Here is a 14048-nt window from a genome sequence, read left to right as displayed (position 1 = left end):
AAACCTAATACAAAGGAGACATTGCGGCATGTTAACAGGATTCCATGTTGCCGTTATAGGCGGCGATGCCCGTCAAATTGAGATTATACGAAGATTACATGAGTGGGATGCCCAAGTTTATTTAGCCGGGTTTGATCAATTAAACGGCAGTTTCACTGAGTGCATTGACCTGGACTTTGAGGGTCCTCATGTAGAAATGCTTGATGCTATCATTCTTCCTATCTCAGGTACAGATGAAAACGGCTGTATAGATGGTATTTTTACTAACCGTTCATTATGTTTAGAGGTTGATTGGTTAAATAAAACACCAGCCCATTGTCAAATTTACTCTGGCATAGCAAATGACACGCTTCAAAAAATTGCAGAGGATGCCAAAAGAAAGCTGATTCCCTTAATGAATCGTGACGATGTTGCCATCTATAATTCCATACCTACTGTAGAAGGAACAATCATGATGGCCATTCAACATACCGATTTCACCATTCATGGCTCTAATGTTTCCATCTTAGGTTTAGGGAGAGTGGGGATGAGTTTGGCCAGAGCATTTGATCAGTTAGGCGCTAAGGTTACGGTAGGCGTACGTTCAACAGCAGGAGCTGCACGGGTTCATGAAATGGGCTTAGAATATATGGATATGAAAGACCTTGATAAGTACCAAATGGATTTTGATTATCTCATTAATACAGTACCTGCTCCTGTTGTAGACGCTTCGATTATAAAAAAGCTGCCTTCCCACGCTTTAATCTTAGATCTTGCTTCAAAACCTGGAGGAACGGATTTTCGTTATGCAGAAAAAAGAGGAATTAAAGCTATTTTGTTACCGGGTTTACCGGGACTTGTAGCACCCAAAACAGCAGGAAGAATTGTAGCCAGTGTGATTTGTAAAGAGTTACAGGAAATTGACCGAAAGGTGGAGAAATAATGGCGAGTTTAAAAGGAAAAACGATTGGTTTTGGTTTGACAGGATCCCATTGCACATATCACGAAGTGTTTCCTGTATTAGAGAAAATAAAAGAATTAGGAGCAACGATTGTACCTGTTTTATCTTATACTGTGCAAAAAACGGATACAAGATTCGGTGAAGCAGCCGAACATATTAAAACGATTGAAAAGATTACAGGTGAACCCATCATTATGACTATCCCTGACGCAGAGCCGCTCGGTCCGAAGCGGCCATTAGATTGCATGGTCATTGCACCGATGACCGGTAATTCAACAAGTAAATTTGCGAATGCGCTAACCGATTCTCCTGTCCTTATGGCAGCTAAAGCAACGCTTAGAAACGAAAAACCAGTCGTACTTGCGATCTCTACAAATGATGCGTTAGGATTAAACGGAGTAAATGTTATGAAATTAATGACAGCTAAAAATATTTATTTTGTGCCCTTTGGTCAAGACCACCCTTACAATAAACCAAATTCGTTAGTTGCAGATATGACGCTTATTCCAGAGACGGTAGAAGCTGCTTTAGACGGAAAACAGAAACAACCCGTTTTGATCGAACGCTATCAAGAGTAAATCTACTTTTTCATAACAGTTTCTTGAGCAAGTATGATAGAATAACAAATAGTGACTCTTAACGACAGTTGAAACATTATTTACACGAAAGGGGATATCATTATGACACAATCTAGCCAATATAACATAGCCGTAGTAGGTGCTACAGGAGCGGTGGGACAAAAGATGCTTGAAACTCTTGAGGATCGTAATTTTCCAATTAAAGAGCTTAAGCTTTTATCTTCAAGCCGTTCGGCAGGAAAGAATGTAACTTTTAAAGGTGAAGAATACACAATAGAAGAAGCGACTCCAGAAAGCTTTGAGAATATTGATATTGCTCTTTTTTCAGCAGGTGGATCTGTTTCTAAGAAGCTTGCTCCAGAAGCTGTAAAACGTGGTGCATTAGTGATTGACAACACAAGTGCTTATCGTATGGATGAAAATGTTCCACTCGTTGTGCCTGAAGTGAACGAGGAAGATATTAAAGAACATAAAGGTATTATTGCAAACCCGAATTGCTCTACGATTCAAATGGTAGCAGCCCTTGAACCAATTAAACAAAATTTAGGGCTTAATCGTGTTATTGTTTCTACTTATCAAGCCGTTTCCGGCGCGGGAAATGAAGCAGCAGATGAGCTAAGAGAACAATCCCAAGCCTTTCTAAATGGTGAAGAATTAGAAGCAAATATTCTACCAGTAGGTGGAGATAAGAAACATTATCCAATCGCATTTAATGCGCTTCCGCAAATCGATATGTTCCAAGAAAACGGATATACATTTGAAGAAATGAAGATGATTAATGAGACGAAAAAAATCATGCATGCCCCTGCACTTCCAGTTGCTGCTACTTGTGTACGTCTTCCTTTCTTTACTTCTCACGCAGAAAGTGTGTATGTCGAAGTAAATCAAGAGAATGTTTCTGTTGAGCAGATTAAATCTTTAATGAATGAGGCTGAAGGAATTATCTTAGAAGATGACCCATCTACTCAGTCTTATCCTACACCATTGAGTTCTGCAGGTAAGCGTGATGTTTTTGTAGGGCGTATTCGTAAAGATCTTGATCAAAAAAATGGGTTCCACCTTTGGGTAGTCTCTGATAATTTACTTAAAGGAGCTGCTTGGAATTCTGTGCAAATCGCTGAGCGTGTCATCGCTCGCCAGTGGTTGTAAAAGAGAATATGAGGTGTGAACATGAAAATATTAGTTCAAAAATTTGGCGGGACATCTGTTCGTGATGAAGAAGGTAGATCACGTGCGATTTCCCATATACAAAATGCATTAGAAGAAGGGTATAAGGTAGTTGTTACGGTCTCAGCAATGGGCCGTAAAGGCGATCCTTATGCCACTGATACATTATTAGGTCTTGTGGAGCTTCCTGCATCAAAAATATCTAACCGAGAGCAGGATATGTTAATGTCATGCGGTGAGACAATATCTTCTATTGTTTTTACTCATGAATTACTGTCTGAGGGCATTTCAGCAACTGGCATGACTGGAGCCGCCGCAGGCTTTTTAACAAATGATGATTTTACAAAGGCAAAGATTCTTCGAATGGATACAAGTCGTTTATTAGCTGAACTGGAAACTCATGATGTAGTCGTCGTCGCTGGATTCCAGGGGAAGACGGAATCCGGGGATACAACGACGATCGGACGGGGAGGCAGTGATACAAGTGCTGCTGCTTTAGGAGCTGCATTAAAAGCAGAGTATATTGACATTTTTACTGATGTAGAAGGTATTATGACGGCAGATCCACGTATCGTTGAGTCAGCTAGAGCGTTGCATGCGGTCACTTACAATGAAATTTGTAACTTGGCTTATCAGGGAGCGAAAGTGATTCATCCTCGTGCTGTTGAAATTGCTATGCATGCAAAAGTTCCTATGCGTGTAAGGTCAACTTATTCAGATCAACCAGGTACACTAGTTGCTGCCTCAAGAGAAGGAGAAGCAGGCAATGACCTGCCTGACCGTCTTGTAACGGGTATTGCTCATATGGCCGGAATTGCTCAAATAAAGGTCCAATCTAAGGAAGATCCTTCTAAGCTTCAGTCTGAGGTATTCAAATCTATGGCGGAAGCTGATATATCAGTTGATTTTATTAATATATCACCAAGCGGTGTCAGCTATACAATCGACAGTAAATACACGGATAAAGCCGTTTCTATCTTAAAGGATATTGGTTATGATCCTGAACTTAGGGAAGGCTGTGCGAAGGTATCAACAGTTGGAGCCGGAATTACTGGAGTTCCGGGTGTAACAGCTAAAATTGTGCAGACACTAATAGAACGTGGTGTGCAAATCTTACAATCAGCGGACTCTCATACGACGATTTGGATACTAGTGAAAGACGAAGATTTAATTCAAGCAGTCAATGCCCTCCATGAGATATTTGAGCTGAATGTAGAAAGATGAAAGGGGAAATAGGGCGTGGATTTCGGTAAAGTGTTAACTGCTATGGTTACCCCTTTTGATAGCCATGGCAACTTAGACCTTAATAAAACCTCCGCGTTAGTGGAGTATTTATTCGAACATGGTACAGATGGGTTAGTCATTGCAGGAACAACAGGAGAGTCACCGACTTTAACTACAGAAGAAAAAGTAGCCCTGTGGGAGCATGTTGTGAAAATTGTTAACGGTCGTGTTCCGGTTATTGCCGGAACAGGAAGTAATAATACACAAAGTTCCATTGCGCTATCCAAAAAAGCAGTAGACACGGGTGTAGACGCTGTTATGCTCGTTACCCCTTATTATAATAAACCAAACCAACGTGGACTATATGAACACTTTAAGACCATTGCTGATTCCGTTACGGTTCCTGTTATGCTTTATAATATCCCTGGTCGATCAGCAGTTCGGATCGATGTTGATACGATTGTGGAATTATCTAAAGTGTCTAACATCGTTTCGGTTAAAGAGGCGACGGGTGATTTAGACAGTATGGCTAGAATTATTGAAGAAACGGGGGAAGACTTTAGTTTATATAGCGGCGATGATAACTTAACACTGCCGGTGTATGCTATCGGAGGCGATGGTATTATTTCTGTATCTTCCCATATTGTTGGTAATGAAATGCAAGAAATGCTCCGTTTATATGATGAAGGTAAAGGAAGAGAAGCTGCGGCTTTACATCGTAAACTACTTCCGATTTTAAAAGGGATGTTCATGGCTCCTTCCCCAACGCCGGTAAAAACTGCGCTTCAAATTAAAGGTCTGGACACAGGCGGTGTTCGGTTGCCTTTAGTGCCTTTAACAGCAGAAGAACGAGCGCATATTCATCACTTAGTTGACCAACTGTAAACAGCAAAGCTTTTGCTTTGCTGTTTTTTTGTATGAATCGATTGTTCTTCCTCATACTAAGAGCAAAGTATGAAAGGGGAACGATAGTAATGAAGGAGCATCAAAATAATGATCAAAATGAGCCAAAGAAGGACGATTCTAAAGAACAGTCCTCTATCGTAGACAAAATTCAGCAGCTTGGTCAGTCCAATGTACCAAACGCTGGAGATTCGAATATTCACGTTTTGCCAATTATTGGGCAAGTAGAAGGCCACGTCCAGCTGCCTGCTCAAAATAAAACGACGAAATATGAGCATTTAATTCCTCAGCTGATAGCCATTGAGCAAAATCCTAAAATAGAAGGGCTAGTGGTACTTTTAAATACCGTAGGAGGAGATGTTGAAGCGGGGTTAGCTATTTCTGAAATGATCGCTTCAATTTCCAAACCGTCTGTATCGATTGTGCTAGGAGGCGGCCATTCTATAGGTGTCCCTATTGCTGTCGCTGCGGATTATTCATTTATTGCGGAAACAGCGACGATGACCATCCACCCTATCCGACTAAACGGGTTAGTTATTGGTGTTCCACAAACTTTTGAGTATATGGATAAAATGCAAGATCGAGTTGTTAATTTTGTAACAAGACATTCAAATGTGTCGGAGGAAAAATTTAAAGAGTTAATGTTTGAAAAAGGTAATTTATCACGAGATATAGGAACTAATGTGGTAGGGCAAAAAGCAGTAGACGTTGGTTTAATCGACGCTGTAGGTGGAGTAAAAGAAGCGATGAGTAAGCTGAATGAATTCATTGATCAACAAAAAGGAAATGAAGAGAAGGTGGTTCAATGACGATTCTCTATACGCCGCTTAGCGAATACGATGTTTTTCCGCAAAGTGATGCTGAACAGTCCATTGTTTATGAAACGGTGAATAATAAACAAGTGAAATGTTATGACCATGGCAATGGAAAAAAACAAATTATTCAACTAATGTCTACGGATCCACAAGACTATATGGATCCATCTTTCCAACCAGGACAATGGCTGGGCTACTAACAGCGCCGGGCCTGTGGTATAATAAAAAGAGAAAATGGGGATGTCGTAGCTGAGATTCAGCAGACGACATCCTATTCTTTTCATCATGATCGGAGGTGTCTCCAAATGGCAAGAAAGAAAAAAACAAAATCACGGAAGAAAAAATCATCTTTAAAACAGCATGTGAAATTTGAACTAACAGGTGTGCTTTTCCTGTTTATAGCTGTTTTTGGAAGCGGCGCCTCAATGATAAGTGAAGGAGCTATTCCTGGCGGGTTAGAACGTATATGGCAAGTGATGTTTGGAGTATGGTACTTTGTCGCTTCGCTCTTCTTTTTAATTGTAGGGTTATATTTGATGATAAAAAGAAAATGGCCTGATTTTTTACATAAACGATTAATTGGTATTTACATTATGCTCGCTGCGTTACTGCTTTTTACTCACGTGCAAACTCTTGCATCTGATTTAAACAATAACCAAGGAGGAGTTTTCAGTCTGACTTGGGATCGATTAATAAGTATGATGCGAGGGGACATTCCAACTACAAGTATTGGTGGAGGAATGACAGGCGCATTTTTATTGTTAATCACGTATTATTTATTTTCTGCAACAGGCTCCATTATTTTTTCGTTATTTCTATTTTTAATTGGTGCGATGTTTATTACTGAGCGTTCGATCGGGGAAGTGTTAGCCTACTTCGTTGAAAAATTTAAATCCGCTTATGAAAATACTAAAGAAAAGCAGCAAATGAAGAAAGAAGATAAACGAAAGCGCAGTAAGGAGAAAGAAGATAGAACGATTGAAGAAGTTCCTATTGTAGAGCCGGAGCAAGCGTCTACAACAGACACAGATGAAGACTATGAACCTATTATTCAGGATTTTACAGAGCAGGCTTACCAAAAGCCGCCAGCTAAAGAAGAAAGTTCTGAGAAATCAGGTGAAACAGAAGATTTAGATAAAACAATGACGACAGCTGAAGTAGAAAATCCAGATTACAGGCTTCCAGGATTTGACCTGTTGGATGAACCAACTTCAAGTCCTCAAAGTCAGGGCCGTTCCCATATTCAAGCGACGGTGAAGAAGTTAGAACAAACATTTCATAGTTTCGGAGTAAAAGCAAAAGTAACTAAAGTCCATGTCGGTCCTTCGGTAACAAAATATGAAGTTTATCCCGATGTAGGAGTGAAAGTCAGCAAGATTGTTAATTTAAATGATGACCTTGCTTTAGCATTGGCAGCAAAAGATATTCGGATTGAAGCTCCAATCCCTGGTAAGTCGGCAGTAGGAATAGAAGTACCTAATCAAGAAGTAGCAACGGTATCTTTAAGAGAAGTATTAGAGCAAGGAAAAGCCCACCCAGATGCCAAGCTAAGTTTTGCATTAGGCCGCGACATTTCTGGCGAAGCCGTTATGGCAGAGCTAAATAAAATGCCTCACCTTCTTGTTGCAGGTGCTACAGGAAGCGGTAAAAGTGTATGTATCAATGGGATAATTACAAGCGTATTAATGAGGGCAAAACCACACGAAGTTAAAATGATGATGATTGATCCAAAAAAAGTAGAGCTTAACGTTTATAATGGCATTCCGCATTTGTTAGCACCTGTTGTCACAGATCCTAAAAAAGCCTCTCGAGCTCTTATGAAAGTAGTTTCAGAAATGGAAAGACGTTACGACTTATTTTCTGATTCAGGAACAAGGAATATTGAAGGATATAATGAATATATCAAGAGACACAACCGTGAGCACGAAGACGATCAGCCCTTCCTGCCATACATTATTGTATTGGTCGATGAGTTAGCTGATTTAATGATGGTAGCCTCAAACGATGTAGAGGATGCGATTACTCGCTTAGCTCAAATGGCACGAGCGGCAGGTATTCACTTGATTATTGCTACTCAAAGACCTTCTGTTGATGTCATTACTGGTGTCATTAAAGCGAATATTCCTTCTCGTATTGCTTTTAGTGTCTCCTCTTCGACAGACTCTAGAACTATACTTGATACAGGCGGTGCTGAAAAACTTTTAGGACGAGGGGATATGCTATTTACTCCGGTAGGTTCGAACAAACCAACGCGAGTGCAAGGCGCCTTTTTATCAGATGATGAAGTAGAACGGATCGTTAACTTCTGTGTCGAACAGCAAAAAGCTCAATATCAGGAAGAGATGATTCCAGACGAAGAGAGTGAAACGACAACTGAAGTAGATGATGATTTATATCCGGAAGCTGTGCAAATGGTCATTGAAATGCAAAGTGCTAGCGTTTCTATGATTCAAAGAAGATTTCGGGTAGGCTATACGCGAGCAGCTAGATTAATAGATGCTATGGAAGATAACGGAATAGTTGGGCCTTATGAAGGAAGTAAGCCTAGAACTGTTCTCGTATCAGATACGGTTGAAGAAAGTTGAACTGACGCTGTTTCAGCGTCAGTTTTTTATTTAATTATTAATAATTAAATATTCTGATTTAACAAACATGTGTACTAAATCGATAAAAATGTCCTAATTCTATTTATTTATTTGTAGAAAAGTGTTATATTAATTTCGAATATGATGTGTCGAACGTCAGATGTCAGATCTCTTACCTATAGGCAAATAGATTTGGAGTGAAGGGTTATGTCCATTAGACAAGATACTCGTCACTTGTATTTACAAGTGATCGAACAAATTAAGCGTGATATTGAGAACGGCGTTTATCTTGAAAAAGAGAAACTTCCGTCAGAGTTTCAGTTGTCTAAATCTCTTGGTGTTTCAAGAGCAACTTTACGTGAGGCGCTAAGAATACTAGAGGAAGAAAGTATTGTAACTAGAAGACATGGAGTAGGTACATTTGTAAATCCTAAACCTGTATTTACTTCTGGCATTGAGGAATTAGATAGTGTAACAGGAATGATTACTAAATCAGGTATGGTGCCCGGATCACAGTATTTATCAGCAGAATTAATCGAACCCACCGAAGATGAACGTCAGCGTTTTTCCCCCGTCGAGATACATAATTTAGCCAAAGTTGAACGTGTGAGAACAGCTGATCAGCAACCCGTTGTTTATTGTAAAGACCGGATTCCAGAAGGCCTAATTCCAATTGACCAAGTTCGGGAAGCCGATTCCTTATTTGGAATACTGGAACGTTTTACAGGAAAGACAATCAGTTATGCTGTTACAGATATTGAACCAATAGGTTATCACGAAAGAATTTCCCCCATTTTAAATTGCGAACCCGACCAAGCGTTATTATTACTCAAACAAATGCATTACACGAAAGATGACGAACCAATTCTCTTATCTTCCAATTACTTTAGAGCTGACAAGTTTAGTTTCCATGTTTTAAGAAGAAGGGTGTAATAGACTTACTTAAAAATTGAGGAGGTGAGGCTTGCCGGGGAGACGTGTAAAAAATTTTAGTTGTTTGAATTTTTTTAATACTTAACAAATTTAGGGGGTAATCGTTTTGAAAAACCGTCGTTTTTTATTGATTTTGGCCTTACTGTTATCTATTGGTTTAGTATTAGCGGCCTGTGGTTCTTCTGATGAAGGAGAAGCAGGCGGTGAGGGTGGAGATTCTAACGAGAGCGGTGGCGAAGGGGAAGCCAGCGATGATTTCTCAGTAGCTATGGTTACGGATGTAGGTGGAGTGGATGATAAATCATTTAACCAATCATCTTGGGAAGGTCTTCAAGCTTTTGGCGATGAAAATGGCTTAGAAGAAGGGGAAGGTTATGATTACGCTCAGTCTGATAGTGAGGGTGACTATACCACGAACTTAAGCCGCCTGGTCCGTCAAGATTTTAACTTAATTTATGGAATTGGATACTTACTGCAGCCAGCTCTTGAAGAAGTAGCTGAGCAAAACCCGGACACTAACTTTGGTCTAGTAGATTCCGTTGCTGAAGGTGATAACATAGTCAGCATTACATTTAAAGAACACGAAGGTTCTTTCCTGGCAGGTGTAGCTGCGGCTCTAAAAACAGAAACAGATAAGATTGGATTTGTTGGTGGAGAAGATGGAGACTTAATTAGAAAATTTGAATCAGGATATGTAGCAGGAGCAAAATCTATTAATCCTGATATCGAAATTGATATTCAGTACGCAGAAAGCTTTGCTGCCGCTGATAAAGGTAAGCTGATTGCATCAAACATGTACAACAATGACATAGATGTAATTTACCATGCTTCGGGAGCAACTGGTAACGGTGTATTTGCTCAGGCAAAAGACATTAAGCAAAACAATCCAGATGAAAACGTCTGGGTAATCGGAGTTGACCGTGATCAGCATGAAGAGGGTGAAATTGAAGGCCAAAATGTAACATTAACTTCAATGGTAAAACGTGTAGACATCGCCGTTAATGAAGTGGCCACTCTAACTATGGACGGTGACTTCCCTGGTGGAGAAGTGATGGAATATGGTCTTGAAGATGATGCAATTAGTATTGCGACGACGAACGAAGATGCTATGACTGAAGATATTGTATCAGAAGTTGAAGACTGGAAAGAAAAAATTGCTAATGGTGAGGTAGAAGTTCCTAGTACAGATGAAGAACTAGAAGAATTTGAAAGCTCACTTTAATTAAACTAGGATACATAGGACGTAGTAGTCCTATGTATCTATGAAAATCATCAAATGAAGAGAACTTTTCCGGAGCTCTTCATTTGGTGATTTTTTAGGGCAATACGAGGAGACGAAGGTCGCATATAAAGGGGTGTATGGGAGAAATGGATTACGTAATCGAGATGTTGAATATCCGAAAAGAGTTCCCCGGAATCGTTGCTAATAACAATATTAATTTACAAGTAGAGCAAGGTGAAATTCACGCTTTACTCGGTGAAAATGGAGCAGGTAAATCAACCTTAATGAACGTGTTATTCGGACTTTATCAGCCGGAAAAAGGTGAAATTAAAGTTCGAGGCGAGAAAGTCAATATCTCCGATCCTAACGTTGCCAATCGATTAGGAATTGGAATGGTGCACCAACACTTTATGCTTGTTGATACATTTTCTGTAACTGAGAATATCGTTCTCGGCAGCGAACCTAAGAAAGGCGTCACCGTTGATATAAAGAAAGCAGAAAAAGAAGTGTTGGAGCTATCACAAAGATATGGTTTAAATGTTGATCCAAAAGCAAAGGTTCGTGATATTTCTGTGGGAATGCAGCAGCGTGTAGAGATTTTAAAAACCTTATATAGAGGTGCTGATATATTAATATTTGATGAACCTACAGCTGTACTGACCCCTCAAGAAATAAAAGAGCTTATCGTCATTATGCAGAGTCTTGTTAAAGAAGGGAAATCGATCATACTTATCACTCACAAACTTAAAGAAATTATAGAAGTTTGTGATCGTTGTACTGTTATTCGTAAAGGCGAAGGGATTGGTACTGTAAATGTCAGTCAAACCAACCCTAATGAACTTGCTTCCTTAATGGTAGGGAGAGAAGTCAGTTTTAAAACGGAAAAAATACCAGCTGAACCCAAAGACACTTACTTATCGATAAAGGACCTTTATGTTAAAGATTTTAGGAATGTCCATATGGTAAAAGGGTTAAACCTTGAAGTTAGAGCCGGTGAAATCGTAGGTATAGCCGGCATTGACGGAAATGGTCAGACTGAATTAATAGAAGCCATAACTGGGCTGAGAAAGTCAGAATCAGGGAAAATCTCTTTGCATGATAAAGTTATTAGTAATTTATCGACGCGTAAAGTTACACAAGCTGGTATCTCTCATATTCCTCAAGACCGGCACAAGTACGGTTTGGTACTTGATTTTCCGATTGGAGATAATATGGTTCTTCAGACGTACTATCAAAAACCCTTTTCGAAAACAGGGGTTATGAATTTTAAAAAAATCTATGAAAAAGCAAAATCTCTTATCAAAGAATATGATGTGCGTACACCGAATGAAATGACAAAGGCTCGAGCTCTTTCAGGTGGAAACCAGCAAAAAGCGATTATAGGACGAGAGATAGACCGGTCTCCTGATTTAATCATTGCGGCTCAGCCTACTCGTGGATTAGATGTAGGCGCTATCGAATTTATTCATAAAAAATTAATTGAAGAAAGAGATAAAGGAAGAGCTGTTCTTCTTTTATCATTCGAACTCGACGAAATCTTAAACTTGAGTGATCGTATTGCGGTTATTTTTGACGGGCAGGTAATCGCTGAGGTGAAGCCGGAAGAAACTAATGAACAAGAGCTTGGATTATTAATGGCTGGGAACACGACCGAGAAAGCGGGTGCTGAGTAATGTTTACTAATCGTATGATCAATATATTAATACCTGTCATTTCTGTTTTTCTCGGCCTGTTAGTCGGCGCCATCATTATGGTTGTATTTGGATACAATCCAGTTCTAGGCTATGGAGCTTTATGGGAAGGTGCGTTTGGGGATAGTTACTTCTTTGGTGAAACCGTACGTATGGTTACGCCTTATATATTATCTGGGTTGGCTGTAGCATTTGCTCTGCGTACTGGTTTACTTAACATCGGTGTCGAAGGCCAAGTATTTGTAGGCTGGTTAGCTTCTGTCTGGATTGGAGTAGCTTTTGAATTACCTATGTTTATTCACTTGCCCCTTGCTATTTTAGCGGCCGCTGCTGCCGGCGCTTTCTGGGGGTTCATCCCTGGAATTTTAAAAGCAAAGCTGGGGGTTCATGAAGTTATCGTTACAATTATGATGAACTACATAGCTCTCTATTCTACAAATGCTATTGTGCGTCATGTGATTACAGATGGTGAAGATCAAACAGAAAGAATTGCCGGATCTGCTTCACTCGCTTCAGAGTGGATTGCAGAAATGACGTTTTATTCAAGAATGCATTACGGTATTTTAATTGCTTTTTTAATGGCATTAATTATGTGGTTTATTCTTAATAAAACAACGAGAGGTTTTGAGTTGCGCTCTGTGGGCTATAACCCTCACGCTTCAAATTATGCTGGAATGAGTGTAGGGAAAAACATTGTTCTCGCCATGATGATTTCCGGCGCTTTTGCAGGGTTAGCTGGAGCGATGGAGGGGCTTGGCACATATGGGTATTTGGCAACAAAATCAGGATTTACCAATATAGGCTTTGAAGGAATTGCCGTCGCTCTGTTAGGAGCCAACACAGCATTAGGCGTAGTACTAGCTGCTTTCCTATTTGGTACGTTAAAAATTGGAGCACTGAATATGCCGACCGTAGCTGGAGTTCCAACTGAATTAGTCGAAATTGTTATCGCACTTATTATTTTCTTCGTTGCTTCAAGTTATATGATTCGATGGATTATTCTTCGTTTTAAGAAGGAGGGGAAATAAATGAATTTCATTGATGTTTTACAATCAATCATTCCGCAGGCATTATTCTTTGCGGCCCCTCTTATTTTTACTGCACTCGGCGGGGTAATGAGTGAACGTTCAGGTATCATCAATATTGGTTTAGAAGGGCTTATGGTCATGGGGGCATTTGTCGGCATTGTGTTCAACCTCACGTTCGCGGATACTTTTGGTTCCGCAACACCGTGGTTATCTATCTTAGCTGCTATGGTGGTTTCTGCTATTTTTGCTTTAACTCATGCTGTCGCTTCGATAACCTTTCGAGCGGATCAAGTAGTCAGCGGTGTTGCAATTAACTTCTTAGCTTTAGGCATTGGAGTATTTTTAACGAAGCAATGGTACGATAAAGGGCAGACAGATATGGTATCTCGTCCTTTTTATACGAAAGATGTTTGGATATTAAGTGATATACCAATCTTAGGCGGTCTATTCTTCTCTAATATGTACATCACTTCGTACGTGGCCATTATACTAGCGTTTGTCGTTTGGTTTGTATTATTTAAGACGCCTTTTGGTTTACGCTTACGTTCCGTCGGTGAACATCCAATGGCTGCAGATACAAACGGTATCAACGTGTATGGGATGAGGTACGTTGCCGTTATGCTTTCAGGTGCTTTTGGAGGTCTGGGAGGTGCCGTATTTGCCTTAACTATTGCAATGAATTTCTCTCAGTCAACAATTGTAGGACAAGGCTTTATGGCGCTGGCGGCTGTGATTTTCGGTAAATGGCATCCCCTGGGAGCAATGGGCGCAGCCATTTTCTTTGGGTTTGCTCAAAGCTTAAGCGTAGTAAGTTCCGGCATTCCGCTTTTAGCAGACGTTCCGCAAGTATTCCTTTTAATTGCACCATATGTATTAACTATCCTTGCATTAGCAGGATTTATAGGGAGAGCGGAAGCCCCTAAATCTTTAGGTGAAGCGTATATTAAAGGTAATCGATAATA

Annotated in this window: 13 protein-coding genes; all 13 read left to right on the top strand. The window is 40.0% G+C overall.

Annotation, left to right across the window (positions count from 1 at the left end):
- Window positions 1-28 precede the first annotated feature (28 nt).
- The 13 genes from dpaA (at window position 29) to ACGTNH_RS10970 (ending at window position 14046) form a co-directional block, all read left to right on the top strand.
- A complete protein-coding gene (gene dpaA, locus ACGTNH_RS11030) occupies window positions 29-922 on the top strand; it encodes a dipicolinic acid synthetase subunit A (protein WP_394586835.1) in 894 nt (297 codons plus the stop codon).
- Entirely contained in the window at window positions 922-1518 is a 597-nt protein-coding gene (locus ACGTNH_RS11025) for a dipicolinate synthase subunit B (protein WP_394586833.1), read from the top strand. Before dpaA ends, ACGTNH_RS11025 begins: the two co-directional genes overlap by 1 nt.
- A gap of 102 nt (window positions 1519-1620) precedes the next feature.
- The gene (gene asd, locus ACGTNH_RS11020) at window positions 1621-2667 is read left to right on the top strand and encodes an aspartate-semialdehyde dehydrogenase (RefSeq protein ID WP_394586832.1); all 1047 of its coding nucleotides are present in this window, start codon (window positions 1621-1623) and stop codon (window positions 2665-2667) included.
- 21 nt (window positions 2668-2688) lie between these two features.
- Window positions 2689-3909, top strand: a complete 1221-nt coding sequence (dapG, locus tag ACGTNH_RS11015) for an aspartate kinase (RefSeq protein WP_394586831.1) — start codon at window positions 2689-2691, stop codon at window positions 3907-3909.
- A 15-nt stretch (window positions 3910-3924) separates the two neighbouring features.
- Window positions 3925-4794: a 4-hydroxy-tetrahydrodipicolinate synthase gene (gene dapA, locus ACGTNH_RS11010; RefSeq protein ID WP_394586830.1), complete on the top strand. Its 870-nt coding sequence runs from the start codon at window positions 3925-3927 to the stop codon at window positions 4792-4794.
- Between the two features lie 89 nt (window positions 4795-4883).
- Complete coding sequence (locus ACGTNH_RS11005) at window positions 4884-5621, top strand: ClpP family protease (RefSeq protein ID WP_394586828.1); 738 nt, start codon at window positions 4884-4886, stop codon at window positions 5619-5621.
- Window positions 5618-5827, top strand: a complete 210-nt coding sequence (locus ACGTNH_RS11000; protein WP_394586826.1) for a YlzJ-like family protein — start codon at window positions 5618-5620, stop codon at window positions 5825-5827. Before ACGTNH_RS11005 ends, ACGTNH_RS11000 begins: the two co-directional genes overlap by 4 nt.
- A 105-nt stretch (window positions 5828-5932) precedes the next feature.
- Window positions 5933-8212, top strand: coding sequence for an FtsK/SpoIIIE family DNA translocase (locus ACGTNH_RS10995; protein WP_394586824.1), 2280 nt, complete (start codon window positions 5933-5935; stop codon window positions 8210-8212).
- A 207-nt stretch (window positions 8213-8419) separates the two neighbouring features.
- A complete protein-coding gene (locus ACGTNH_RS10990) occupies window positions 8420-9145 on the top strand; it encodes a GntR family transcriptional regulator (protein ID WP_394586822.1) in 726 nt (241 codons plus the stop codon).
- A 106-nt stretch (window positions 9146-9251) separates the two neighbouring features.
- The gene (locus ACGTNH_RS10985; protein WP_394586820.1) at window positions 9252-10367 is read left to right on the top strand and encodes a BMP family lipoprotein; all 1116 of its coding nucleotides are present in this window, start codon (window positions 9252-9254) and stop codon (window positions 10365-10367) included.
- Between the two features lie 146 nt (window positions 10368-10513).
- The gene (locus tag ACGTNH_RS10980; RefSeq protein WP_394586819.1) at window positions 10514-12040 is read left to right on the top strand and encodes an ABC transporter ATP-binding protein; all 1527 of its coding nucleotides are present in this window, start codon (window positions 10514-10516) and stop codon (window positions 12038-12040) included.
- Window positions 12040-13086 carry an ABC transporter permease gene (locus ACGTNH_RS10975; protein WP_394586817.1) on the top strand — a complete coding sequence of 349 codons (1047 nt, stop codon included), beginning with the start codon at window positions 12040-12042 and terminating at the stop codon, window positions 13084-13086. Before ACGTNH_RS10980 ends, ACGTNH_RS10975 begins: the two co-directional genes overlap by 1 nt.
- Entirely contained in the window at window positions 13087-14046 is a 960-nt protein-coding gene (locus ACGTNH_RS10970; protein WP_394586815.1) for an ABC transporter permease, read from the top strand.
- The last annotated feature ends 2 nt before the right edge of the window (window positions 14047-14048 follow it).

It is taken from the genome of Halobacillus sp. B23F22_1 (assembly GCF_043497005.1).
In the GTDB taxonomy this organism is placed as follows: domain Bacteria; phylum Bacillota; class Bacilli; order Bacillales; family Halobacillaceae; genus Halobacillus_A.
This window is presented reverse-complemented; position numbering and strand designations above follow the sequence as displayed.